Here is a 23,691-nt window from a genome sequence, read left to right as displayed (position 1 = left end):
CCCTCCTTGACATCATCTCAGCAGCACGGCGTTGGCTTCACCCAGGGCCGCCACTTCCGCATCGCTGTAGCCGATCTCCAGCAGCACCTCGCGGGTGTGCTGGCCCAGCATCGGCGCAGGCTGCCTGGATTCGCTGCGGCCGTTGGAGAAGCGGATTGGCAGGCCGAGGCCCTTGACCGGTCCGGCGGCCGGATGCTCGGTCTCGACGATCATCTCGCGCGCCAGCGTCTGCGGGTGCGACAGCGCGGCCGGCGTATCGAGCACCGGGCCGGCCGGGAAGCCGGCTTCGTCGAACATCACCATCCATTCATCGGTGGTCTTCGTCATGAGGCGCGCGGTGAGCAGCTCCACCAGGACCGGGCGGTTCTTCATGCGGTCGGAATTGGTCTTGAAGCGCGGGTCTTGCGCCAGTTCCGGCATGCCGATGGTCTGCACCAGCCGCTCGTAGTTGGCCTGGTTGGCGGCGCCGATGTTGATCCAGCCATCCCGGGTCTGGAACGCCTGGTACGGCGTCGAGGTCGGATTGGCGGAGCCCATCTTCGGCAGGATGGTGCCGTTGCCGAAGTAGTTCGCGGCCGGCCAGAACATCTGGTGCAGGCCGGCTTCGAACAGCGAGGTGTCGACGATCTGGCCGCGGCCGGTGCGCAGCTTCTCCGCATAGGCGGCGGCGATGCCGAGCGCGGCCAGGATGCCTGCGTTGATGTCGGCGATCGGCGAGCCGGCCTTGATCGGCGGCCGGCCTTCCTCGCCGGTCATGCTCATCAGACCGCTCATGCCCTGGGCGATCAAGTCGAAGCCGCCCTTGTCGGCGAAGGGACCGGTGCGGCCGAAGCCGGAGATGGAGCAGTAGATGATGCCGGGATTGAACTCCTTGATCTGCTCGTAGCCGAGGCCGAACTTCTCCATGGTGCCGGCGCGGTAGTTTTCGGTCACGACGTCGGCATCCTTGAGCAGGCGGGCGAGCACCTCGCGGCCGCCGGCCGTCTTCAGGTTGAGGCCGATGCCGCGCTTGTTGCGGTTGACGATCATGAAGGAGGCGGATTCGCCGCACTCCAGCACCGGCGCAAAGCGGCGCGAGTCGTCGCCGTCCGGCGTCTTTTCGACCTTGATGACGTCGGCGCCCATGTCGGCCAGCATCATGCCGCAGATGGGGCCCGACATGATGTGGGCGAGTTCGATAACGCGCATTCCTGCAAGCGGTCCAGCCATGGTCATTCCTTTGATCCGTTGATGTGAATATAGTCCTGTTTCGGCTTATCTGCCGCGCCACACCGGCTTGCGCTTCTCGGTGAAGGCGCGCACGCCCTCCCTGAAGTCGTCGCTGCCATAGCAGGCGCGCACCAGGTCGTCGCCGTCGGGCAGGCCGGCGTTGACGATGCGCCGTATCGCTTCCTTGGAAGCGCGCACGGTGACCGGCGCCAGCTTGGCGAGCTTGGCCGCGGCCTCGTTGGCGCGCTCGGCGATGGCTTCCGGCTCCACCACGTCGTAGACGAAGCCGGCAGCCTTCGCTTCGGCGGCACTTATGGTTTCCGCCATCAGCAGCATGCGCTTGGCGCGGGCCACGCCCACCGCCGCCACCACCCGCGCATGGTTCGCCATGGAAAGCGTGTTGCCGAGGGTGCGGGCGATCGGGATGCCGAACTGGGCGCTCGGCGTCGCGATGCGAAAATCGCAGGCGGAGGCAATCGCCATGCCGCCGCCGATGGCCCAGCCTTCCACCACCGCGATGGTGGGAAACGGCAGGCTTTCGATCTTGGCGATCATGCCGTCGATGATCACCTCGTAGCGGATGCCATCCTCGCCATCCTTGAAGGCGAGGAACTGCTCGATGTCGGTGCCGGCGACGAAGGCTTCGCCGCCCGCGCCGCGAAACACCGCCGCCCGCACGCTGTCGTCGGCAATGAGTTCGTCGCAAATCTCGCCGAGGCGCTGGTACATCTCCCAGGTCATGGCGTTGCGCGCCTGCGGCCGATCGAACACGATATGCGCCACCGAGCCTTCGCGGCGGAATTGCACTTGTCCCTTGTCCATGGTCTCTTCCTTTGTTCCTTGTTGGGTTCAGCTTGCTTCTACTTCCGTCTGCCTCACGAAGCCGCTGGCAAACGCGTGGGCGATGCGCGAGGCGGTGCCGTTCACATGCTCCTGCAGCAGCTGCGCCAGCCTGGGCGCGTCGCGCCGCTCCAGTGCTGTGATCATCGTTTCATGTTCCGCCATGGCGGCCTGCCATTGCTCCGGCGCCTTGTTGGCGACGAAGCGGATGCAGCGGATGCGGGTCAGCATCTGCTTGTACATGCCGATCAGCGTGGCATTGCCCGACATCGCCACCAGGTCTTCATGAATGCGGCGGTTGAGCAGCAGGTATTGCTTCTCGCTGCCGGCCTCGTAATGGCGCCGCATCTCCTCATGCAGCCGGCGCAGCTCGGCCACCTGCGCGTCGGTGGCGCGCACGCAGGCCATGGTCCCGGCCACGCCTTCCAGGGCCGCCATGATGGGGAAGATCTCCTCGATCTCTTCCCTTGTGGTCTCCGCCACCACCGCGCCGCGGTTCATCTGCAGCCGCAGCACGCCCTCGGCGGCGAGCACCTTCAGCGCTTCCCGCAACGGGGTGCGCGAGACGTCGAAGCGCTCGCACAGCGCCTGCTCCGGCACCTTGTCGCCGGGGCGCAGCTCGCCGTTGAGCACCATCTCGCGCAGATAGGCGACCAGGGTGTCGTGCAGGCTGTTTCGGACGATGCGCTGGCTCGTGGTTTCCATGGTCTCACCTCATGCGGGCAGGGTGCTGCCCTGCGCCTTCTGGCGGCGCAGCAGCAGCGACAGCAAAGGCAGCGACAGCAAAGGCAGCGACAGCAGCGCGCAGCCGATCACCATCATGGTCGTCACCAGCGGATTGGACCAAAACACCGAGGCGGCGCCCTCCCCCGCGATCATGGCTTGGCGAAAGGCATCCTCCGCCTTGTCGCCCAGGACCGGAGGAACTTCCACTCGGCGGCTCGGACGGTGTTTGCGATGAAGGGGATGCGAACACGGCAAAGGACACGGCTTTCTCCATGTTGTCTCCTTGTAGTGGCTTGTGAATCCGTTCTTATGCCGCCGGCGTGTTGCGCGGGCTTGGTGAAGTGATCATAGAGCGAATCGCGCGTTCTGTCTAATGAATTTTGTATACAAAATTCCATTCGGAATGCAGACGCGGGCTCGCGACGCGGTTCTCTCTCTTGAATTCGAGACTAGAGCAAGCTCCCGCCAAATGAATCCCGGATTTTTTGCATACAAATCGATCGCGCTCACGGTTACGACTGCTTATTCTTCCGGTATCCAGCCTTCCCTCCTGGGTTAATAATTTAGAGCAGCTAATAAACCGCCAGCCGTCATCCGAAGAAGCGCTAGACGCATTCCGTACCGATCTTGTCCCATCAACGTGCCCCGATGCTCCCGACTTGCAGAACCGTGCCCCCGTGACATTGTCTTAATGTTCACGACTCGTCCACGGCGCGTGTAACAGGCAGCTTTCCTCGCCGCATTCCGCTCCGTTCACCTAACCACCCAGGAGCCCGTCATGGAAAACAAACGTCGCATCGTCATCAAAGCGCTGTCCGCCGCCGGCGCCGTGTCTGCAGTCGGCCTGAGCCCGGCCGCACGCGCGCAGACGACCCAGAAAGTCGACCCGAAGGATCCGCAGGCGACCAGCCTCGGCTATGTGGACGACACCAAGCAGGCCGACAAGAAGCGATTCCCCAAGCATGAGCCAGCGCAGATGTGCTCCAACTGCCAGTTCTATCAAACCGCTTCGGAAAAGAACAAGATCGCGCCCTGTACCATCTTCGCCAACAAGGGCGTGGCCGCCGGCGGCTGGTGCAGCGCCTGGGCGAAGAAGGCCGGCTGACGCCAGCCTCGGCCGTGGCTTCCGCGGCGCGTTGATCGCGCCCCGGGTTGCTCCTTTTCCTCATGAGCGCATCGCATATGAATATGCGACGGCGCCGAATAACGTCATGCGGTAATAGTCGTTCACGCCCTGTAGGCCGCTTGTTATCGTTTCCTCACACTTTGAGGAGGAAACGAAGCCATGTCACGCATCCGCGTCACGCCCCTGTCGCCTGCGCTCGGCGCAGAGATAGCCGGCATAGACCTGCACCAGCCGATTGATCAGCACACCTTTGCCGAGCTGCAGCAGGCCTGGCGCGAACACCTGGTGCTGCGCTTTCGCGGCCAGCCGCTGAGCGACCCGCAGCTCCTGGCAGTCAGCAGGCAGTTCGGTGAACTCGATCCACCCGGTCCCAATCCGCTCGGCAAGCCCTTCCTGAGCGACTTCCCTGAAATCAACGTGATTTCCAACGTGAAGGTGAACGATCAGCCGATCGGCAACCTGGGCGATGGCGAAGCGGCCTGGCATGGCGACATGACCTATGTCGATGCGCCGCCGCGCGCCGCCCTGCTGCATGCGCTGGAGCTGCCGGAAGCCGGCGGCGACACTTACTGGTCCAACATGTACCTCGCCCACGAGGCGCTGCCGGCGGAACTGAAGCGCGCCATCGCCGGCCGCAGCGCGATCCACGATGCTACCTACAACAGCGCCGGCATCATGCGCAAGGGCATGAAGGAAGTCACCGATCCGCGCGAAGCGCCCGGCGCCCGCCATCCGCTGGTGATCCGCCATCCCGATACCGGTCGCGCCGCCCTGTTCCTCGGACGCCGCCGCAACAGCTACATTATCGGCCTGCCGCTGTCGGACAGCGATGCCCTGCTCGACGCCATATGGGCGCATGCCACCAAACCCGAATTCACGTTCAAGCAGCAGTGGCGCCAGCATGATCTCATCCTGTGGGACAACCGCTGCACCCTGCACCGGCGCGACGCTTTCGATCCCGACGCGCGCCGCATCATGCACCGCACCCAGATCAAGGGCACTGCCCTGGCGGAGGCGTAAGCGATGACTTCTCTTTCGCTTCCCATCCGCCGCGTCGAGGTATTCGGCGTGGCCGTGCCCCTCGTCGGTTCCGGATTCCGCAATGCCTACGTGACCAAGACGGTGCAGAAAAGCGCGGTGGTGCGCATCACCGCCGAGGATGGCGCCATCGGGCTTGGCAACATCGATCCCTCGCCCGGCTATTCGACCGAAACCGTCGAGCAGTCGCTGAACGCGCTGAGCCGCCTGGCGCCTGCGCTGCAGGGCCGGGACGCCGCCAATCCGAAGGCACTTTGCCAGTTCATGGACGACCGCCTCGGGGGCCACCTCGATGCCAAGGCCGCCATCGAAATGGCTTGCGTCGACCTGCTGGCCCGACGCCTCGGCATTCCGGTACACCAGTACCTCGGCGGCGCCGTGACCGACAGCGTCGACTTCAATGCCTGGATCGGCATCCTGCCCCCGGACGACGCCGCTGCCGAAGCAATGACCTGGCGGGCGCGCGGCTTCCGCTCGGCCAAGATCAAGGTGGGCGGCGGCATTCGGGCGGACCGGGACCGCATTCGAGCGGTGCGCGAGGCGGTGGGTCCGGACATGGCGCTGCGCGCCGACGCCAATGCCGGCTACGACGTCGATACCGCCATCGAGCTAGGCCGGCTGCTGGAACCTTATGGCCTGCAGCTGCTGGAGCAGCCGGTCGCGGCGAACGATCTGGCCGGCATGGCGCAGGTGCGGCGTTCGATCAACATCCCGATCATGGCGGACGAATCCATCACCGATTTCCGCAGCCTGATCGATGTCATCCGCGCCGACTGCGCCGACATCGTGAAGCTGAAGGTGATGAAGCAGGGCGGCTTCCTGAACTGCAAGCACATGCTGGAGACGGCAGCGGCGGCCGGCATGAGAGTCGTCATCGGGCACGGCTTCGGCCTGGGCATCAACACCGTCGCCGAGATCATGCTGGCGTCCACCAGTCCGGCGGTGCTGCCGGGACTCGAGTGCGTCGGTCCGCTGAAGACCGCCGACGACATCGTCACCGCCAAGCTTGACCTCAGCGCCGGCCGGCTGCCATTGCCGCAGGGACCGGGGCTGGGCGTCGACCTGTCTGCCGAAAAACTCGAACGCTACCGGTTCACAGCCTGATTGCCTGGATTCCTTCTACGCCATGAAAACGATACGACTGCTGGGCGCTGCCGCGCTCGCGCTCTCCCTTTTTTCGACGCTGGCCTTCGCCAGCGGCGTCACGCCATGGCCGAGCCGGCCGCTGACCATCCTGGTGCCCTTTTCCGCCGGCGGCACGGTCGACATCGTTGCCCGCAGCATCGGCCAGAAACTCGGCGCCGAACTCGGCCAGAACGTGATCATCGAGAACCGCACGGGCGCCGGCGGCACCATCGCCACCGCCATGCTGGCCCATGCCCATGCGGACGGCTACACGCTGATGATGACCCACATGGGCCTGGCCTTCAACGATGCCTTGTACCAGAAGCCCGGATACGACACCCGGCGCGACATCCTGCCGGTGGCCTATCTCGGCGCCACGCCGAACGTGCTGGTGACCAGCAACAGCCTGCCGGCGCGCACGGTGGATGACTTCATCCGGCTGGCCAAGGCCAAGCCGGGCGCCCTCAGCTACGGCTCCGGCGGCATCGGCAGCGCAGGGCATCTGCCGATGGCGGTGCTGGAATCGACGACCGGCGCGCAGATGGTGCATGTTCCCTACCGGGGCGCGGCCCCGGCGATGACGGACCTGATGTCGGGACAAATCCAGGCAATGCTGCAAACCATTCCGGCCGTCATGCCCTTCATCCAGTCGGGCAAGGTGCGCGCCATCGCCACCTCGGGCAAAACCCGCTCGCCGGCGCTTCCCAATGTGCCGACGCTGCAGGAGGCCGGCATCAAGGGCTTCAATTACGCGCCCTGGTATGGTCTGTTCGCGCCGGCCCAAACTCCGGAGCCCGTCGTAGCAAGGCTGCATGCCGCCGTCAACAAGGTGCTGGCGGACCCGGAGATCGCCGCCAAGCTCGGCCAGCAGGGATTGGAAGTGCAGCCCAGGTCGCGTGCCGAATTTGCCGAGATGGTCAGCCAGGACATCACCCGCTGGGGAGGTTTGATCCGGACGATGCGGCTGCAGGCGGAATGAGCAAAAGCGCCGTTTGAGGTCATGACACGCTCTAGACCAGCGCGTCCGCCGCCGACCCGCAGCGGGCGTTGAATGCCGCGGCGGCCATCGGCCGGCCGAACAGGTAGCCCTGGTAGCTGTCGCAGCCGGCGTTGCCAAGGAAGGCGAGCTGGCGCGGCGACTCCACCCCTTCGGCGATCACCGCCAGGCCGAGCGCCCGGCCGAGCGCGATGATGGTGTGGACGATGGCGGCGCCGTTGGCATCCTCCGGCACCTGCGCCACGAACGAGCGGTCGATCTTGAGCTGGTAGATCGGCAGCCGGTGCAGGTAGGCGAGCGAGGAGTAGCCGGTGCCGAAGTCATCCAGCGAGAAGGCCACGCCGAGCCGGCGCAGCCGTTCCATCTTGGCGATGGCATCGTCGATTTCCTCCACCAGCGCGCTCTCGGTCAGCTCCAGCTTGAGGCGGCGCGGATCGACCCGGGTCTCTTCGATGATGGCCTGTACCTGGTCGGTGAAATCGCTGCGGTGGAACTGGCGCGCGCTGACGTTGACCGCCAGCGTCAGGCTTGCCGTGGCAGGGTCGGCTGCCCATCGGTTGAGCTGCAGGCAAGCTTGGCGCAGCACCCAGTAGCCGATCGGAATGATCAGGCCGGTCTGCTCCGCCACCGGGATGAACTCGGCTGGCGGCACGGCGCCGCGCTGCGCATGCTGCCAGCGCAGCAGCGCCTCGGCGCCGTGAACCTGTCCCTGCCGGTCGCATTGCGGCTGGAAATGCAGGTCGAGCTCGCCGCGCTTGAGCGCATGGCGCAGGTCGGCTTCAAGCACCGAGCGGGCCAGCGCCAGTTCCTGCATCTTCGGGTCGAAGAAGCGCAGGGTGTTGCGGCCGTCGGCCTTGGCTTCGTACATCGCCATGTCCGCCGCCTTCAGGATTTCGTCCGGCTGCCGGTCGATGCCGTCGAACAGCGCGATGCCGATGCTGGGCGAGGTATGGCGCTGCATGCCGTCGAGGTCGAACGGCTGGCCGAAGGCTTCGAGCACCTTCTCCGCCACCACCGTGGCGCGGGCGGCGGCGGCGTCGCTGCTCCGGGCGAGGCGTTCGATCATGATCACGAACTCGTCGCCGCCGAGCCGGCTGACGGTATCGCAGTCGCGCACGCAGCCGGCCAGCCGTTCCGCCACCTGCGCCAGCAGCACATCGCCCTTGTCATGGCCGAGGGTGTCGTTGAGCGACTTGAAGTTGTCGAGATCGATGAACAGCAGCGCGCCCACCATCCGGTCGCGCGCGCTCACCGCCAGCGCCTGCTGCAGCCGCTCCTGCAGCAGCGAGCGGTTCGGCAGGCCGGTGAGCGCATCGTAGAACGCAAGACGGTGGATGGCCTTCTCCGATTCCTTGCGATGGCTGATGTCGGTCATGCTGCCGACCATGCGCACCGCCTTGCCGTCGGCGTCGCGAATGACGAAGCCGCGGTCCAGCACGTCGGCGACATGGCCGTCCCGGCAGAGGAAGCGGTATTCCTCGCTCCAGCGCTCGTCCGTGCCGCCGATGACCGCATGGATGCTCGCCGTTACCCGGCCCCGGTCGTCGGGATGGATGCGGTTGCTCCATGCTTCGCCGCCCGCCTCGCGCTCCTCCGGCGCATGACCGAACATGGCTTCCATGTTCTCGTTCCACCAGAGCTGGTCGCGGGTCAGGTCCCAGTCCCATACGACGTCGGAGGTGGCCTTCGACACCATGCGGAAGCGGTCATGGCTTTCCCGCAGCGAAGCCTGGGCCGCCAGCGCGTCGATGCCGCGCTTGCGCTGTTCCCGGTAGTACAGAGCGGCGCTGATGCAGAGCGCCAGCAGCACGGCGGCGATGGCGCAGTGCTGCAGCGCCCGCTTGCGCGCCGCTTCCGCCGGCATGAAAACCGAAACGGTCCAGGGGGATCCCTCGAGCTTTTTATGCCACACCACGTAATCGGCATGCGGGACGGCGGCCCGGCCCTCGCCCGATGCCACCCGCCACAGCAGCGCCTGGCTGCCCCACAGGCGCTTCTCCGCCATCCTGAACGGGGAATGCAGGTTGCCGCCGTACTGCTTGGTCTGGGTCAGGGTCTGCAACTGCTGCTCGCTCAGCGGGCTGAACGGGCGGTATTTCCAGTCGGCGCGGGAACTGAGGAAGGTAATGCCATATTCATCGGTAACGGTGACGTCGTAGCTGCGGCTTTGCGCCCAATCGCGGTCCAGCGTGGTCAGGTCGACCTTCACCGCCACCACGCCGAGGATGCGTCCGCCATCGATCACCGGATGGGAAAGATAATAGCCGGGCACCCGGCTGACGGTGCCCATCGCGTAGAAACGGCCTTCGCGCCCTTCGATCGCATCGCGGAAATAGGGACGGAAGGAAAAGTCGTGCCCGACGAAGGAGTCTTTCCGATTCCAGTTGCTGGCGGCAACGGTTCTGCCGTTGCGGTCGATCAGATACAGCACTTCCGATCCGGCAGAGTCGTTCAGGTAGGCAAGCAGGCTGTTGGCGCGGGCCGCCAGCGCGGCATCCTCCGGGGTGCGCAGCGCCGACACCGACAGCGGGTGGCTGGCGACCGTGCGCGGAAAGTAACTGTACTTCTCGATCGGGTTGAACAGCGAGGCTGCCACCGTATCCACGCGCTGGCGCGCGAGACCATGCATGTCGTCGAGGCCCCAGCAGAGGGAAAACCAATAGAGGCATGCCATCGCCGCCAGCGCAAGCAAACCTGCGAGGCTGATACGGGCGAGCGATTGCTTGGGAGTCGCGAACATAAGGTGCGCTGGTTGGACGGGCCTGCGCAAGCTGCCCGGACACTGGCTTCAGGGCGCGTTGCGGGACGCGCCTGAGAGGGGACGTCTGTCCGTGCAACCCGCGGGTATTCCATTGTAGCGCAATGGTTGCACGGAGGAAAGCATGCAGCCTCCCCACCGTGACTCGGCGTTGCTCTTTTCCTCTTGGAATTTAAAAGATACGAATCTCTCAAAAGATGGGAACCGTGATGGCCGGGATGCCGTCGAACCGGCATATCGCGCCTCATCGTCACCGCACGATTCGATCGGCCCAGCGATTCCCAATGTCTCCTCCAACCCTCCTTGGTTGGATTGGCCCGGCGTCCTCAGGGATGGCCGGGCTTCTTTTTTGGCGCTGCGGCGTACGTGGCCGGAAATCGCTAGAGATCCCAGCGTACGCCCTGCGCCAGCGGCAGATCGGTTGAGAAATTGACGGTGTTGGTCGCGGGCCGCATGTAGTTCTTCCATGCATCCGACCCGGATTCGCGGCCGCCACCGGTTTCCTTTTCGCCGCCGAATGCGCCGCCGATTTCCGCGCCGGAGGGCCCGATGTTCACATTGGCAATGCCGCAGTCGCTGCCGGCGGCGGACAGGAAGGTTTCCGCTTCCCGCATGTCGAGCGTGAAGATCGAGGACGACAATCCCTGCGGCACCGCGTTCTGCTGCGCGATCGCTTCCGCCAAGGTGTCGTAGCGCATCACATACAGGATGGGAGCAAAGGTTTCGTCGCAGACAATGCCGCCATGCGCGGGCATTTCCACCAGCGCCGGCCGCACGTACCAGCCGCCCTCGCGGCCAGGCACGGCGATGCGCTCGCCGCCATGCACCGTGCCGCCCTGCTCTCGGGCTGAGGCAAGGGCGGATTGCATGGACCGGCAGGCTGGCTCATCGATCAGCGGCCCGACGAGGGTATCGGGTGCGAGCGGATCGCCGACGCGCACCCGGCCGTAGGCTTCGATCAGCCGCGGAACCAGTTCGCCGTACACCTCGCGCTGCACGAACAGCCGCCGCAGCGTGGTGCAGCGCTGGCCGGCGGTGCCGACGGCGGCGAAAAGGATGGCGCGCAAGGCCAGCGCGAGATCGGCGCTGGGCGCGACGATGGCGGCATTGTTGCCGCCCAGTTCCAGCAGCGCCCGGCCGAAGCGCGCCGCCACCCGGGGCGCCACCTCCCGCCCCATGCGGGTGGAGCCGGTGGCGGAGATCAGCGGCACCCGGCCATCTTCCACCAGGCGGGCAGCGATATCGCGCCCGCCGATCAGCACCCGCAGCAGGCCGGGCGGCGCCGCGCCGAATGCCACACAGGCGCGCTCGAACAGCGCGGCGCAGGCCAGCGCGGTGAGCGGCGTTTTTTCAGAGGGTTTCCACACCACGCTGTCGCCGCAGACGACGGCCAGCGCCGCATTCCAGGCCCAGACCGCTGCCGGAAAATTGAAGGCGGAAATCACGCCGCAGACGCCGAGCGGATGCCAGGTTTCCATCATGCGGTGGCCGGGCCGCTCGGAGGCGATGGTCAAGCCGTAGAGCTGGCGCGACAGGCCGACGGCGAAGTCGCAGATGTCGATCATCTCCTGCACCTCGCCCAATCCCTCCTGCAGGATCTTGCCGGTTTCCAGCGTGATCAGCCGGCCCAGCGCCTCCTTGTTGGCCCGCAGCACCTGGCCGAACAGCCGCACCAGCTCGCCGCGTTTCGGCGCCGGCACCATGCGCCACTGCTCGAAGGCCCGCTGCGCCGCTGCGACGGCTTCGCGCGTGTCGGCCTCGGTCTGCATCGCCACTTTCGCCAGCGGCGCGCCGTCGATGGGCGACGTCACCTCCAGCATGTGCGCGCCCTGCGCGGGCAGCGCGACGCCAAGCGCGCCGAGTAGGGTATCGATGTCCATGGCGCCTCCCGAATCATCTCGATGCAGGAATTCTACTGCCGCGCCGGATGCCGTAAGTGCGGGCGGCGCAAATGACGGGAATTGAGGGAGAGGCGTGGCGCGGAATCAGGCCGGAACCGGGTTTGCCTCGGCGCCGTCCCGGGTTTCCGCTCCGGCAAGCTGCAGCGGCTGCCGCGCCCGGACCAGCGCCGCCGGGGACAATCTTGCTTCCAGATCCATGCGGTATGACCCGGCGCGGGCCATGCCGCCGCGCTCGGCCAGCGCCAGCCAGCGGCAGGCGCCCACCGGATCGGCCGGCGCGCCGTCGCCGTGGGCCAGCATGAGGCCGAGGTTGAACTGTGCACGGACCACGCCCTGCCCGGCGGCGGCCGCATACCAGCGCAGCGCGCCGGCAGGGTCGCGCGCCGCATCGACGCCGCAATCCAGCCGCAAGGCCAGCGCCAGCTGCGCCTGCGCATGCCCGCCTTCGGCCGCCATGCGATAGAAACCCAGCGCTTCCCGCCCGTCGCGCCGCAGCGCTTCGCCGGCGTCCAGCAGGCAGGCCAGCTGCCACTGCGAGTCGGTATGGCCCTGCAATGCCGCCTTGCGCAGCCAGGCAAACGCTTCCCCCGGCTCGCCTGCCAGTTCAGGCGCCGCCTGCAACAGCGCGGCCAGGCGCACCTGGGCTTTCAGCAGCCCCTGCACCGACGCCTTGCGGAACCAGTCCGCCGCCGCGGGCAGGTCGCGCTTCATTTCCTGACCGGCTTCCAGCAGCGTGGCGAGGTGATGCTGGGCCAGCGCATAGCCTTGCCGCGCCGCCTTGCCGAACCAGACCGCCGCCTGCAGACGGCTGCGCGGCACGCCCTTGCCGCTGTTGTAGAGCAGGCCGAGGTTGTTCTGACCTGCCGCATCGCCGCGCGTGGCCGCCTGGGCGAAATAGTTCAGCGCCTTCTGGTAGTCCCGCTCCACCCCGTTGCCGCTGGCGTACCAGAGACCGAGATTGTTCATGGCGCCGGGATGGCCTTCGCCGGCCGCCCGTTCATACCATTGCAACGCTTCCTGCCGCTGCGCCGCAGAGGCGCCGGCGCCGGAAAGCAGCGCCGCCAGGTTGAACTGGGCGCGCACATGCCCCTGTTCCGCCGCCTTGCGATACCAGAAGACGGCCAGTCCGGCGTCTCGGGTCACGCCGTCGCCGGCCGCATGGCGCAGGCCGAGGTCGAAGCATGCCTGCGCATCCTCTTCCATACCGGCCGTTCCGGGGACGACGTTCGCGGTCATGCCAGCTTCGCTTCGGCGGCGTAAGCCGTTTCGCTGACAAGCAGCGCCTGCAGCTTCGCCAGAGGCAGGGGCGGCTGGAAGTGATAGCCCTGCATGATGCGGCAGCCCGCCTGCTGCAGGTAGCGCGCCTGGGCTTCGCTCTCCACGCCTTCGGCCACGAGGTCGATGCCGAGGCCGCGCGCGATCGAGATCACCGCCAGCACGACGGGGAAATGGCTGCCCTGCTGGCCGATCTCGCGCACGAAGGACTGGTCGATCTTCAATGTATCGACGGCGAAGCGCTGCAGGTAGGCGAGCGATGAGTACCCGGTGCCGAAGTCGTCGATGGCGATGCGCACGCCGAGGCTTGAAAGCTGGTTCAGCTGGCGGATGGCCACTTCCGGATTGCGGATGCAGATGTTCTCGGTGATTTCCAGCTCGAGTTGGGCAGGCGGAATCTGCCGCTCCTGCATGGTGCGCCACAGCTTGCGCAGGAATTCCTCACGTCCGAGGCAGGTCGGCGACAGGTTGATGCACATGCGCAGAGCGTCGTGGCCCTCGGCGCGCAGGCGGGCGAAATCGCGGCACACCGCCGTCACCATCCAGTCGCTGAGCGCCACCATCAGGCCCATTTCCTCAGCCAGCGGCAGAAATTCGCCGGCGCTCAGCAAGCCCCGGCGCGGATGGTTCCAGCGCATCAGGGCTTCCACCGCGGCCACCATGCCGCTGCCGGCATCGACCTGCGGCTGGTAGTACATTTCCAGTTCGTCCTGCTGCAGCGCGCGGCGCAGCTCCTGCTCCAGCGCCACCTTGTCATGCGCCGCGTCGCGCACCGAGCGGTCATAGAAGCCGAAGCCGTTCTTGCCGTCGGCCTTCACCGAATACATCGCCATGTCGGCATGGCGGATCAGGTCGTTGCTGGCATCGCCGTCTTCCGGAAAGACGGCGATGCCGATGCTGGCGGAGACATGCAGCTCGGCGCCGTCCACCAGGAAGGGCGCATTCAGCGCGGCCAGGAACTTCTCCGCCACCACGGCGGCGAATTCCCGCTCTTCCAGTTCCGGCAGCAGCACCACGAACTCGTCGCCGCCCAGCCGTGCCAGCGTGTCACCTTTGCGGATGCCGCGCTTGAGGCGCGCCGCCACCTGCCGCAGCAATTCGTCGCCCTTCAGGTGACCGAGCGAATCGTTGATCACCTTGAAGCGGTCGAGGTCGATGAACATCAGCGCCAGGTGCTGGTTCTTGCGGCGCGCGTGGGCCAGCGCCAGCTCCAGCCGGTCGTGGAACAGGGCGCGGTTCGGCAGGTCGGTGAGGATGTCGTGGTAAGCCTGGTAGGTGATCAGCTCCTCGGCGCGCCGCTTTTCCGTCACGTCGCGGGCGATGCCGTACGTGCCGCGGTATTCGGCGCCCGGTTCCCCTTCGTCGTACAGGCCGATGGAATTGAAGGAAATCGTGCGCAGCGAGGTTTCGAAGCGGCGCTTGTCCTTGGCCGGGTCCTGGCACTTCAGGCGCAGCTCGACATTGCGGCTGGCGCGCTCGCCCACCCGGCGCTCGTTGAAGACATAACGCGCCCGCTCGATGTCGTCCTCATGCACCAGCATGGTGTACGGCGCGCCGATCAGCGCGTCGCGGTCGAAGCCGAGCAGCTCGGTGACGCGCCGGTTGATGTAGGTGAAGCGGCCTTCCGGATCGAGGGTGTAGATGATGTCGGGCGAGCTGTCGATCAGGAAGCGGTACATCTTTTCCGAATGCGCCAGCCGGGCGAACAGGCTGCGGTTCTCGGTCGCCAGCTTGCGCCGCTCGAGCGCGTTGCGCACCAGGTTGAGCAGCTCGTCCTGGCGGTACGGCTTGCGCAGATAGCCATAGGCCTGCCGGTTGATGGCGCCGATGGCGGCATCGATGCCGGTATGGCCGCTCAGCACGATCACCTCGGTGGTGATCCTGCCGGCGTTGATGAAATCCATCACGTCGTGCCCGGACATGTCCGGCATGCCGAGATCGAGCAGCACCAGATCGAAGCGGGCGCGGCCCAGCTCGGCGATCGCCGCCGAACCGCTGCTGGCGGTGGTCAGCGCGAAGCCGCGCCCGTCGAGCAGCGCATGCAGGCTGGCCAGCAGCTTCGGTTCATCATCGACCAGCAGCAGCCGCGACGGGCCTCCTGCCGCCTCCTGCGAGTCCTCCGTGGCAGAAAGCCAGGACAGGCCTGCCGTCAAATCCTGCGGTTTCACTTTGTCTCCTGATGCAGCGCGGCAGCCGCCGGCCCGGGGTAGGCCGGCAGAAGCATGTCGAAACTCGTCCCGCCGCGGCTGCTGCGGCAGGCGATGTGGGCGCGGTGGCGGCGCAAGAGGTCATGCACGATCGACAGTCCGATGCCGCGATTGGCGCCATCCTTGTCGCTCGCCACCGGCTGGAACAGGCGCGCGCGCACGCTGTCCGGAATGCCGGGTCCGGTATCGCTGACGGCCACCGCGATGAAACTGCTGCCGTCGCGCTCCACCATGCCGTTGTTGCGCAGGTCGATGCGTCCGCCGTGGGGCATGGCTTCGACCGCATTCTTCACAAGGTTGAGCAGCACCTGCCGCAGGCTGCCCTCGTCGATCGCCGCCAGCGCCGGCTCCGGCGATACATGGCGCGCGATCTGCAGGCCGTTCGGCAGGGAGCCGCTCTCGATGAACATCCGCGCCACATGGATCAGCGCCGCGTTCACGTCGCAGCTGGCCTCCCGCGCGTTCTCGACGGCGCGTTCCGGCTGAGCGAAGTCGTGCACGATGCGGCCGACCCGGTCCAGTTCTTCTTCGATGGTGCCGAGCTCCGCGCTGATCGGCTCGGCGCTTTCCGCCTTCTTCTGCAGCACCCCGAGGTAGTTGCGGATGATCGCGAGCGGATTGCTGACTTCATGCGCGACGCGCCGCGCCGCCAGCCTGAAATCCTGTTCGCTTGCCGCCGCCGCACCCGCGCCGCCGGCCGCGGCCAGTACGGCGCCGGCCTGGCCGCCGAACTCCTGCAGCAGTGCCAGCCGCTGCGCCAGGCGCGTCGCCTGCAAGGCGCTGGTGGCGCCCACCAGCACCAGCGGCCTATCGTCCGCTCCCTGCACCCGCAATGCCACCAGCGCCTCGGCCTGGAAGAACCGCAGCAGCTGCTCTTCCGCGACGGACGGCTGCGCCGGCGGCGCCAGCAGCGCCGGCCGGCCATGGCGCGCCACGCGGCCGGCGAGGTTGTCGTCGCTGGCCGGCAGGGACAGCCCGGCCAGGCGTTGCCGGCCGGGCGGCAGCGCCGTCGGCATCAATGCGCGGGCGCCTGGCGCCTGGGCCAGCACCACCGCGTCGGAGAAATCGAAGAGGATGATCGCCGCCTTGACGATGGCGCGCACGCAGCTTTCCGCATCGCCCTGGCGACGCAGCCCGGCCAGCGTCTTTTCGATCAGCAGCAGGTCGCGCATCGAATCCTGCAGCGGATTGTCGGCGGCAGAGGCGGCGCGGGCGGCGATTGCCGCGGCGGCGGCCTGGGCCGGCGCCGGCGGCGGCAGTTCGATGCCGAGCATGTCCGCTACCCGCTTCACCTCGACCGCGAGCGACGCCTGATGCTTGCGATGATCGCCTTCCGACAGCCCGGTGGCCGCCAGGATGCCGGCGCGGGCCGGTCCATCCTCGGACGGCATGTTCAGCAGGCGGTCGGCGCCAGCGACGATGCGCACCAGCGGATGCGCATCCTGCAGCCGCGGCAGCGCGGCGTGGTGGTAACGGATGCTGTCGGCCAGGAAGGAGTCCAGCGCCAGGCGCTCCATCATCAGCGCCCCGGCCTCGGCATGGGTGATTTCCAGCGTGCGTTCCTCGAGCGCGCACAAGGCGCCGTCTTCCTCGGCATGGAAGTTGGCGGCGTATTTTTCCGGCAAGGCCGACACCAGCGCAAGGCGGCCGATGTCATGCAGCAGTCCGGCGAGATAGGCTTCATCGGTATTGGGATAGCCCTGGCGCTGGGCCAGCATGCGGGCGGTGAGGCCGGCGCTGATGGCGTGGATCCAGAAGGCGCGCAGGTCGAGCCCGGCGCCGCCCGGATCCTGGAAGGTCTGGTACACCGACTGGGTCAGCAGCAGGGTGCGCACCATGTCCAGGCCCATCGTGGCCAGGGCCTGATCGATGCCGGCCGGGTGGCCGCCATGGTGATATGCCGGGCTGGACGCCACCTGCAGCACCCGGGCGGCGAGGGCCGCATCCTGGGCGACCAGTTGGCCGAGTTCCTTCATGCCGACGTCATCATCGGCGCAGGCCTGCATCAGCTTGATGAGTGCCTGGGGCAGCGACGGCAGGCGCGCGGCCAACAGGCGGCTCTTGAGCTCCGGCGTCGGCGCATTCATGGTCGTGCCGCTCCCTCGCCAGGGATGGCGACGGCGCTCGAACGGTACATGCCAGCCTTCATTCCCAAGCGATTCCTCGGCAAGATTTGACGTATGAACCCGGCGACTTTATCACACAAAGTTGCTGAAATTCAATTTTTGTTACAAAGTCTCTCGCATGTTGTGGATACCAAGTAGGCATCCCTTGCGTCCATACCGGAAACGGGTTTTAATTGCCTTGAGGAAAATCAAGCAATCCTCGCATTCGATGTTTCGAATCAAAACGCCTGAACGGCACCAGGCTTTTCACGACAGCCCACGCCATCTTCGCGGCCCCGGGGTCGCCTCCAGAAAAGCAGTCACCTTGTCATCGCGCGAACTGCCGCCTCCGGCCGCATGATCGCGACGCCCTTCCACGCATTGCCATGTTAAGCACCAAAGAAATCTTCCTGATCGCCTCCCTGCTCTGCTTCGTCACGTTCCTGGTGCTGTTCTCCTTCCGGGAACAGGGTGTGCGCGGCATCAGCCAGATGCTGCTGGCCAGCGTGCTGGGCATGGCCGGCAACATCCTGTATGCCTATGGCCGCGAATTGTCGCCGGTGTTCGCCTACGAAATCGCGAACGCGGTTTATGCATCGGCATCGGCGTCCGCCCTGTTCGGCTACCGCCACCTCTTCAGGCGACCGCCGCACATGCGCGCCTGGGCGGTCGCCATCGCCCTCCTTACCGTATTGATCGCCTGGTTCCACTACGTGGTCGATTCCTTCCTGGCGCGCACCCTGGTCGCCTCCCTGTTCCAGGCGGCGGTCGCCGCCGGCATCGGCTTCACGGTGCTGCATGCCCGCGCCGAATGGCGGCGGCCTTACTATCCGAAGATCTTCATCCTCAGCATGTGCCTGCTGATCAGCGCCGGTCACCTGCTGCGGATAATGCGCCAGCTGGTCTCCGCCGCCGCCCCGGCATCGCTGCTGGAGCCCTCCAGCGGCAACGTGCTGGTGCTGGCCGCCGGCGCCTTCGCCCTGCCGGTCCTCATCTTGGGCGGCCTGCTGATCGCCCACCGCCGCATCGTGCTGATGGCCGAGCACGCCGCCAACCATGACTTCCTCACCGGCGCCTTTTCCCGCCGCGCCTTTTTCGACATCGGCGGCCGGGAACAGGCGCGGACCGCCCGCACCGGGCAGCCGGTCTCGCTGATGCTGGTCGACCTCGACAACTTCAAGCCGATCAACGATGCCCAGGGCCACGACGCCGGCGACCGGGTGCTGCAGCGCTTCGTGGAGCTGGCGCAGCAGGAGCTGCGCAGCATCGATTGCCTGTGCCGCATGGGCGGGGATGAATTCGCGGTGCTAATGCCGGAGACCGATCTGAACGGCGCCATGGCCCTGGCCAACCGCATCCGCCATCGCATGGAATCGTCAGCCGACTTGCTGTGCGGCGTCACGCTCAGCATAGGCGTGGCGTCGCTGCGAGAGGAAGACAGCCTGCAGACGCTGGTCAAGCGCGCCGATTTGGCGCTTTATGCGGCGAAGGGGAAGGGGCGCAACCAAGTGCAGGTGGAGGAAAACCAGGTGCAGTCCTGGGGGGAGGCGGAAGCGGCCTAATGCCAGCTCATTCAGTAGGTGAGCAATAGACCGGGAAAGTCACATTGCGAATGTGCCCAATATTAGCCGGGCGGAGAGTGGTAATCAGCCTGCCGCCCCATTCTGCTTGCAGCCATACTCTGCCGCGCAAATGACTGTTTTCACAATGCGTTTACTGATTACTCGCCTTTGTAGCCTGCGCAATGAGTTTGAATTACTTGCCAGTTTTTATAAGCTTCAGAGCCAGCCAACTTTGCAGTTCCAGCGGCAGTTAATCCCGTTAGAGCGGCCCAACCAGCATTTTTTAGTCCACCAGGGGTCCTCAGAAGAAGAAATGTTCCTACGCCCATAAAGAATGCGACACTGCCAGAAAACGCCGTTTCCAAACTGCGTTCTTGGAAATTGCTATAAGCCGTTTCGCATACTTTTTTGATCGCTTCTGGTGACCGGGAACGAGAACCTCGCGGTGTATTGGAACGTTCGCTTGAAGGCATCGACGCCACATTTACAGGCGCACTCGCAGCCCGATTAGAAAACGTGGGAACCGCGTTTCCTTGGCTTTGAAAAGAAGTGGCTGTATTGCTTCCTGCCCCTTGAATAGCTCCCATAGTGTTCTCCATAAAAAAGTAGGGACTCCCAATTAGCAAAGAATGCGCCAGCCACTTCTGTTTCGCGCCCTAATCTTCGGCACTTGCCAATAAGGTGATGAAAGAAGCGGAGTAACGCAAAGCTTGAAAACCGAATTCCTTATTCCTTCGATAGAAAAACATGAAGCCATAAGGAATAAATGCCTACGCTTCTAATTCTAATGAAGAGACAACCAGCAGCGAGGCTAAATCTGCCGCACCCTATGTCAAGCCCCAAACCCTGACATGCCGTTCACGCTCTTCATCGATCACCCGCATGGTCTCCTCCTCCGCCACGCCCAGCGCCTGCAGCGCAAACGCTGACAGCTGCAGGCTCGCCTCCAGCGTTTCCGGCACGACCAGGGTGGCCCCAGCCTGCTTCAGCACCACCGCATGCTTTTCATCCAGCGCCCGCGCCAGCAGCGGCACGCCGGGAAACTCGCGCCGTATCGCCTTCACCGCATTGAGCGCGGCGCCGGGATGGTTCATCGTCAGCACGATGGCCGACGCCCGCTCCGCATGCACTTTGCGCAGCAGTTCCAGCCGCGAGGCATTTCCAAAATAGACAGGGAAGTCCAATGCCCGCTCGCGTGCCACCACCGTCGCATCATCCTCCAGCGCGAGGCAGGGAATGTCACTTCGCTGCAGGATGCAGCACAGCATTTTCCCAACGCGGCCGAAGCCGGCGATGATTACCTTCCGGTCGGGCAGCGCCGCCAGTTCGGCATCCGCCTCGGCCGCCGCCGCGCCGGCCGCCTTGCGCCAGGCGCTGCCAACCAGGATGCCTGCCTTGGCCGCAAGCGGCGTGGCGAACAGGCTCAGGCCGACCACCAGCAGGATGAATTGGCCGGTCTCCGCCTCAATGAATCGGATGCCCATCGCATAGCCGACGACGATGAAGGCGAATTCACCGCCCTGGCCCAACAGCAAGCCGCCCTGGACGGCATCGGCCCAGGACAGGCGGCCAAGTCGCATGATGACGGCGATCACGCCCGACTTGATGGCGAACAGGCCGAACACGGACAGCGGCAGCCAGACAGGAAAGCGCGCCACTTCGCGCACATCGATGCCCATGCCGACCGACATGAAGAACAAGCCCATGAGCAGGCCCTTGAAGGGTTCGATGGTCAGTTCCACCTCATGCCGGAACTCGGTTTCGGCCAGCAGCAGGCCGGCCAGCAGCGCGCCCAGCGCCATCGACAGGCCAGTGGCGGCCGTCAGCGCGCCGATACCCAGCGTGGTGAGCAGCGTCAGCGCCATGAACACGTCGGAGCGGCCGGGCTTCACCAGCGCATGAAACAGCGGGCGTACCAGGCGACGTCCGATCAGGTAGATGAGGGCGATCACGCCGAGCGATTTGGTCAAGATCACAAAGGCCAGCGACGCCGCGCCGTCGCTTGTGCCCTTGCCGAGGATGCCGACCAGCACCAGAAGCGGCACCACCGCCAGGTCCTGGAACATCAGGATGGAAAAGCCGGCGCGGCCGAGCGGCGTGCTGACCATGCGCCGCTCGCTCATGATCTGCATCGCCACCGCGGTGGACGACAGCGACAGCACCAGCCCGAGTATCAGCGCCACTTCCACGCGATTGCCGAACAGCCAAGCAATGCTGCCTATCAGCAGCGCGGTGATGCCGACCTGCGCGCCGCCGGCGCCGAACACCCAGCGCCGCATGGCCAGCAGCCGTTCGGCAGACAGTTCCAGGCCGATGGTGAACATCAGGAACAGCACGCCGAGCTCGGCCAACGCCGACACCGCGTCGAGCTCATGGAAGGTGAACTGCGAAAGCGCCGGGAAAGCGCCGCTCCACAGGCCGAGGCCGAATGGTCCGAAGAACATGCCTGCGGTCAGAAATCCGAGCACCTGATTGATGCGCAGGCGCTGCAGCAGCGGAATGAGGATCCCGGCCAATACCAGGAAAAGCAGAGTTTCCTGCAGAAAGGGCAGGTTGTGATGGGTTTCTTGCACGTTGCGTCGTCGAGCTTGCGGGCAAAGGAAGTCACTGGCCGCGCCGAGGACCGGTGTCCCGACGCGAAGCGATCATCTCATTTGGATTTGGGCGTGATGCGTATCAGTTCCCGGTACAGCATCGCGGCCGCATCATCGATGTCGGCGGTGTGATTCTTGCGACAGAAGGCATCGGTCCACTGGAACAGCACCTCCGGATCGGTGCCGCCGAGTGCATCCTCGTCGTTAGCGGCCGAAGCGCCCGACAGAAAGCCGAGCAGCCAGGCCTTGTTGGCGGCCTCCATCGGGCCGTGGGCGGAGCGCTGCCGGGCCCACTGGCCGCAGGAAGTCTGGCCCTTCACCGTTACGGCGGCGGAGGCCTCGAAGGAGGCCAGCGCGGCGAATGCGAGAGCGGCGATCAGGACGGCGGGCTTGGTCATGAAAATACTCGGGAAGTCGAATTGGAAACGGGCCATTGTCGCTCAAGACGAGCATGCCGCGCAGCTTTAACATGGCCCAGCGTGCGGAGAACCGGCTCGATGCGGGAACGCACCGAGCCCGATAATCCGCATCGCTGGCACGGCCTGCGGTGTCGGTGTCGCAGGGCCTTCGCAGTTCCTGCAATGACCGGAGGACGCCGCAAGCGCTATGTAGCTTGAACGGTGTTACGGCGACCTGGGTGTTCGTTGTCATTCGTGATGAGATGTGTACAGAAGGCGAATCTTGCCAGCATGAGAATTTCCAAGCGGCATCTTCTAGGTTAGGATTGGAGCCCCCGTCGCCATCGGCCTCGCCGGCGGATTGGCATCCAGCAAACGCACTGCGAAAAGCGGCCTCCTCGCCTCAAGGCAGACAGCCGTTGAGGGGTTGCCATCAGGAGTGCCGTGTCCGCGAACCCGAAACACCATGAAGATTGATGACTACCTTGCCACGCTGGCACCCTCCGACCGCTCCCGCCTCCTGGGGCAGCTTGAAGGTCTACAGCTGGCTCAGCGCCTGATCTCCGACCAGCTGGCGGAGTTGAATTCCGCGAGCGGCGAGGACGACGCGGCGATACAGCAACTGAACAACGCCATCGCCATGATCCGGCTCGCGCAGGTCAATCTCGGCAACGGAATCGCACGCTTTCCGATCCTCGACGTCGCGGAACAGTTTGCGATCGACCGGATATCCTGACGCCGAAGACGCACTTCGATATTCAGCACTCAAATAGGCACCAGTGGAGGATTCGGCTCAGCGTCCCATGTTCGGCGAATGCCTGCACCAAGCAAGTACCGGCGAGAGCAATACTACCTTGAGCGGAACTCATCTTCCGATGCCGATCACAGGACTGGCGCGTCCCCTTGCTAATTTCAAGCCGCCACGCAGCTGGCCTTCTCTGCTTGGACATCACGCATGACCAGGGCCAGCATCGCATCCATCGATCCGATATGAAAATTGAGCCATTGAGAGAACAGGCCAATGACCTCCCTTCCCTCTGCAATCGCGCCTTCCCTGATGCGTTGAAGGGCATGGTGAAGCGCACTCAGCGCCTGCACATGCTGACCGCGATGACATGAGGTGCCGGCGAAGTCGATCGCTTGCATCGCCTGTTCTTCTTCCGCGAAGTGCGCGCGGACATTCTCGATCAATTCCTCAAAGGCCGAGGCAAACGCGTCATCGGAAAGCGCAGAGAACTGATCAAGCTTTCGGTGCAATGCGTCATGGGCATCATCCATGAATGCAATGCCCAAGGTCGTCGAATCAGGGGTGAGGGTAATGCACATGCATGGCTTCCTAAAGACTGTCTGTTGACGAATGATCTACACATGGGATGCCTCGTTATATAGATCTTTTTGACGAGCCGATGGCCGCATTGCTCGCCCGATCCGATGCACTTGGCAGGAAGCGGACGCCATCATTCATGACTCATCAGTCGACGATGGTAGGAGCGAGATACGGGGATTCGCTTGATTCAAGTCAATTTTTTCCAAGCCTGAAAGGCGGCCAGCTTTTCGGCGGCAAAGGCGGCCTGCTAAAAATTCCTTAGCCACGCGAAACCGCATTCGGACTCAAGGATTCGTCCGTTCAGTTTGGCCAATCGATGCGAACGAGCCCGGCGCAGATTTCGCGAGACCGTTCGCACAAAGCGTCCGCGCAAAGCGTCCGCACAAAGCAAAACGCCCCGCACTCTTTATGAGGCGGGGCGTTTTCGGGTAAGAGCCTGACGATGACCTACTTTCACACTGGTTGCAGCACTATCATCGGCGCAAAGTCGTTTCACGGTCCTG

The 23,691-nt window shown here is 65.1% G+C and carries 19 protein-coding genes; 6 read left to right on the top strand and 13 right to left on the bottom strand.

Features of this window, described 5'->3' with window-relative positions; all coding sequences use genetic code 11:
* Positions 1–12 precede the first annotated feature (12 nt).
* From CHB88_RS23275 to CHB88_RS23260, 4 genes are read right to left on the bottom strand one after another with little or no spacing between them, the layout of a single operon-like run.
* Positions 13–1,209: a CaiB/BaiF CoA transferase family protein gene (locus CHB88_RS23275; protein ID WP_245845210.1), complete on the bottom strand. Its 1,197-nt coding sequence runs from the start codon at positions 1,207–1,209 to the stop codon at positions 13–15.
* A 45-nt stretch (positions 1,210–1,254) separates the two neighbouring features.
* Positions 1,255–2,031 (bottom strand): enoyl-CoA hydratase/isomerase family protein, encoded by a 777-nt coding sequence (locus CHB88_RS23270; RefSeq protein ID WP_089401754.1) that lies wholly within the window; start codon positions 2,029–2,031, stop codon positions 1,255–1,257.
* A 27-nt stretch (positions 2,032–2,058) separates the two neighbouring features.
* Entirely contained in the window at positions 2,059–2,754 is a 696-nt protein-coding gene (locus CHB88_RS23265; RefSeq protein ID WP_089401753.1) for a GntR family transcriptional regulator, read from the bottom strand.
* A gap of 9 nt (positions 2,755–2,763) precedes the next feature.
* Positions 2,764–2,982, bottom strand: coding sequence for a hypothetical protein (locus CHB88_RS23260; RefSeq protein WP_089401752.1), 219 nt, complete (start codon positions 2,980–2,982; stop codon positions 2,764–2,766).
* A gap of 571 nt (positions 2,983–3,553) precedes the next feature.
* On the opposite strand from CHB88_RS23260, the gene CHB88_RS23255 reads away from it, so the two are divergent.
* From CHB88_RS23255 to CHB88_RS23240, 4 genes are all read left to right on the top strand, one after another.
* The gene (locus CHB88_RS23255) at positions 3,554–3,880 is read left to right on the top strand and encodes a high-potential iron-sulfur protein (RefSeq protein ID WP_089401751.1); all 327 of its coding nucleotides are present in this window, start codon (positions 3,554–3,556) and stop codon (positions 3,878–3,880) included.
* A 180-nt stretch (positions 3,881–4,060) separates the two neighbouring features.
* The gene (locus CHB88_RS23250) at positions 4,061–4,921 is read left to right on the top strand and encodes a TauD/TfdA dioxygenase family protein (protein WP_089401750.1); all 861 of its coding nucleotides are present in this window, start codon (positions 4,061–4,063) and stop codon (positions 4,919–4,921) included.
* 3 nt (positions 4,922–4,924) lie between these two features.
* Complete coding sequence (locus CHB88_RS23245; RefSeq protein ID WP_089401749.1) at positions 4,925–6,043, top strand: mandelate racemase/muconate lactonizing enzyme family protein; 1,119 nt, start codon at positions 4,925–4,927, stop codon at positions 6,041–6,043.
* 22 nt (positions 6,044–6,065) lie between these two features.
* Entirely contained in the window at positions 6,066–7,043 is a 978-nt protein-coding gene (locus tag CHB88_RS23240; RefSeq protein WP_089401748.1) for a tripartite tricarboxylate transporter substrate binding protein, read from the top strand.
* Positions 7,044–7,074: 31 nt separating this feature from the next.
* Here the strand turns inward: CHB88_RS23240 and CHB88_RS25935 are convergent, their stop codons facing one another.
* The 5 genes from CHB88_RS25935 to CHB88_RS23215 all read right to left on the bottom strand — a co-directional run bounded on the left by CHB88_RS25935 (position 7,075) and on the right by CHB88_RS23215 (position 17,289).
* Complete coding sequence (locus CHB88_RS25935; RefSeq protein ID WP_089401747.1) at positions 7,075–9,801, bottom strand: bifunctional diguanylate cyclase/phosphodiesterase; 2,727 nt, start codon at positions 9,799–9,801, stop codon at positions 7,075–7,077.
* 398 nt (positions 9,802–10,199) lie between these two features.
* The gene (gene amaB / locus CHB88_RS23230) at positions 10,200–11,699 is read right to left on the bottom strand and encodes an L-piperidine-6-carboxylate dehydrogenase (protein WP_089401746.1); all 1,500 of its coding nucleotides are present in this window, start codon (positions 11,697–11,699) and stop codon (positions 10,200–10,202) included.
* A gap of 105 nt (positions 11,700–11,804) precedes the next feature.
* Entirely contained in the window at positions 11,805–12,956 is a 1,152-nt protein-coding gene (locus CHB88_RS23225) for a tetratricopeptide repeat protein (RefSeq protein ID WP_089401745.1), read from the bottom strand.
* Positions 12,953–15,163 carry a putative bifunctional diguanylate cyclase/phosphodiesterase gene (locus tag CHB88_RS23220; RefSeq protein WP_089401744.1) on the bottom strand — a complete coding sequence of 737 codons (2,211 nt, stop codon included), beginning with the start codon at positions 15,161–15,163 and terminating at the stop codon, positions 12,953–12,955. Before CHB88_RS23220 ends, CHB88_RS23225 begins: the two co-directional genes overlap by 4 nt.
* The gene (locus CHB88_RS23215; RefSeq protein ID WP_089401743.1) at positions 15,160–17,289 is read right to left on the bottom strand and encodes an HDOD domain-containing protein; all 2,130 of its coding nucleotides are present in this window, start codon (positions 17,287–17,289) and stop codon (positions 15,160–15,162) included. The genes CHB88_RS23220 and CHB88_RS23215 overlap by 4 nt, the downstream gene beginning before the upstream one ends.
* 404 nt (positions 17,290–17,693) lie before the next feature.
* Here CHB88_RS23215 and CHB88_RS23210 point away from each other — a divergent pair, with 404 nt between their 5' ends.
* On the top strand, positions 17,694–18,869 hold the full coding sequence (locus tag CHB88_RS23210; protein WP_089401742.1) for a GGDEF domain-containing protein: 1,176 nt from the start codon (positions 17,694–17,696) through the stop codon (positions 18,867–18,869).
* 158 nt (positions 18,870–19,027) lie between these two features.
* On the opposite strand, the gene CHB88_RS24935 is transcribed toward CHB88_RS23210, so the two are convergent.
* From CHB88_RS24935 to CHB88_RS23200, 3 genes are all read right to left on the bottom strand, one after another.
* Positions 19,028–19,456: a hypothetical protein gene (locus tag CHB88_RS24935; protein ID WP_143131455.1), complete on the bottom strand. Its 429-nt coding sequence runs from the start codon at positions 19,454–19,456 to the stop codon at positions 19,028–19,030.
* Between the two features lie 240 nt (positions 19,457–19,696).
* Positions 19,697–21,442, bottom strand: coding sequence for a cation:proton antiporter domain-containing protein (locus CHB88_RS23205; RefSeq protein ID WP_089401741.1), 1,746 nt, complete (start codon positions 21,440–21,442; stop codon positions 19,697–19,699).
* A 77-nt stretch (positions 21,443–21,519) separates the two neighbouring features.
* On the bottom strand, positions 21,520–21,861 hold the full coding sequence (locus CHB88_RS23200) for a hypothetical protein (RefSeq protein WP_143131454.1): 342 nt from the start codon (positions 21,859–21,861) through the stop codon (positions 21,520–21,522).
* Positions 21,862–22,327: 466 nt separating this feature from the next.
* On the opposite strand from CHB88_RS23200, the gene CHB88_RS23195 reads away from it, so the two are divergent.
* On the top strand, positions 22,328–22,597 hold the full coding sequence (locus tag CHB88_RS23195) for a hypothetical protein (RefSeq protein WP_089401739.1): 270 nt from the start codon (positions 22,328–22,330) through the stop codon (positions 22,595–22,597).
* A gap of 176 nt (positions 22,598–22,773) precedes the next feature.
* Here CHB88_RS23195 and CHB88_RS23190 read toward each other — a convergent pair whose 3' ends face one another.
* Positions 22,774–23,187: a bacteriohemerythrin gene (locus tag CHB88_RS23190; RefSeq protein WP_089401738.1), complete on the bottom strand. Its 414-nt coding sequence runs from the start codon at positions 23,185–23,187 to the stop codon at positions 22,774–22,776.
* Between the last annotated feature and the right edge of the window lie 504 nt (positions 23,188–23,691).

Origin of the sequence: Noviherbaspirillum humi, assembly GCF_900188095.1 — a bacterium.
Taxonomy (GTDB): Bacteria; Pseudomonadota; Gammaproteobacteria; order Burkholderiales; family Burkholderiaceae_D; genus Noviherbaspirillum; species Noviherbaspirillum humi.
This window is presented reverse-complemented; position numbering and strand designations above follow the sequence as displayed.

Bases quoted from the DNA above. Each gene is read 5' to 3' on its own strand.
- CHB88_RS23275 (WP_245845210.1), bottom strand. From the start codon at position 1,209: ATGGCTGGACCGCTTGCAGGAATGCGCGTTATCGAACTCGCCCACATC.
- CHB88_RS23270 (WP_089401754.1), bottom strand. From the start codon at position 2,031: ATGGACAAGGGACAAGTGCAATTCCGCCGCGAAGGCTCGGTGGCGCAT.
- CHB88_RS23265 (WP_089401753.1), bottom strand. From the start codon at position 2,754: ATGGAAACCACGAGCCAGCGCATCGTCCGAAACAGCCTGCACGACACC.
- CHB88_RS23255 (WP_089401751.1), top strand. From the start codon at position 3,554: ATGGAAAACAAACGTCGCATCGTCATCAAAGCGCTGTCCGCCGCCGGC.
- CHB88_RS23250 (WP_089401750.1), top strand. From the start codon at position 4,061: ATGTCACGCATCCGCGTCACGCCCCTGTCGCCTGCGCTCGGCGCAGAG.
- CHB88_RS23245 (WP_089401749.1), top strand. From the start codon at position 4,925: ATGACTTCTCTTTCGCTTCCCATCCGCCGCGTCGAGGTATTCGGCGTG.
- CHB88_RS23240 (WP_089401748.1), top strand. From the start codon at position 6,066: ATGAAAACGATACGACTGCTGGGCGCTGCCGCGCTCGCGCTCTCCCTT.
- CHB88_RS25935 (WP_089401747.1), bottom strand. From the start codon at position 9,801: ATGTTCGCGACTCCCAAGCAATCGCTCGCCCGTATCAGCCTCGCAGGT.
- amaB (WP_089401746.1), bottom strand. From the start codon at position 11,699: ATGGACATCGATACCCTACTCGGCGCGCTTGGCGTCGCGCTGCCCGCG.
- CHB88_RS23225 (WP_089401745.1), bottom strand. From the start codon at position 12,956: ATGACCGCGAACGTCGTCCCCGGAACGGCCGGTATGGAAGAGGATGCG.
- CHB88_RS23215 (WP_089401743.1), bottom strand. From the start codon at position 17,289: ATGAATGCGCCGACGCCGGAGCTCAAGAGCCGCCTGTTGGCCGCGCGC.
- CHB88_RS23210 (WP_089401742.1), top strand. From the start codon at position 17,694: ATGTTAAGCACCAAAGAAATCTTCCTGATCGCCTCCCTGCTCTGCTTC.
- CHB88_RS24935 (WP_143131455.1), bottom strand. From the start codon at position 19,456: ATGGGAGCTATTCAAGGGGCAGGAAGCAATACAGCCACTTCTTTTCAA.
- CHB88_RS23200 (WP_143131454.1), bottom strand. From the start codon at position 21,861: ATGACCAAGCCCGCCGTCCTGATCGCCGCTCTCGCATTCGCCGCGCTG.
- CHB88_RS23195 (WP_089401739.1), top strand. From the start codon at position 22,328: ATGAAGATTGATGACTACCTTGCCACGCTGGCACCCTCCGACCGCTCC.
- CHB88_RS23190 (WP_089401738.1), bottom strand. From the start codon at position 23,187: ATGTGCATTACCCTCACCCCTGATTCGACGACCTTGGGCATTGCATTC.